We start from the raw sequence: 279 nt of genomic DNA, 5'->3' as shown, positions 1-279 counted from the left end.
CTTTAATCACCGGCAGGTTCCTCCGGTCGGTGATTAAAGAAATGGGAGGACTCTATCCACTCGCGCAGCTTGACCAGAAGAAGGTCAAGGTTCCGGCACCGGGCGGCAATGAATGGAGTCGTGACGCCGACGCGTTGAAGGGAATGGGCAACTACGTCCACCTTTGCTTTCGTAGCACCCATCCGATGGAGTACGTTGCCCGGCAGGATGGGAGGATTACGGACACGATCTTTCTGCAAATACACCCGTGAACTGCATTACCGAGGGGTGTATTTGCAG

Annotated in this window: 1 protein-coding gene; it reads left to right on the top strand. The window is 54.8% G+C overall.

Annotation, left to right across the window (positions count from 1 at the left end):
* Window positions 1-251: hypothetical protein (locus tag EN857_RS35160; protein ID WP_210235177.1), on the top strand; the 251-nt coding region annotated here is incomplete at its 5' end.
* Between the last annotated feature and the right edge of the window lie 28 nt (window positions 252-279).

It is taken from the genome of Mesorhizobium sp. M4B.F.Ca.ET.214.01.1.1 (genome assembly GCF_004791545.1).
In the GTDB taxonomy this organism is placed as follows: Bacteria; Pseudomonadota; Alphaproteobacteria; order Rhizobiales; family Rhizobiaceae; genus Mesorhizobium; species Mesorhizobium abyssinicae.
Note: the sequence above shows the minus strand (reverse complement) of the source record. Positions and strands in the feature narration are given on the sequence as shown.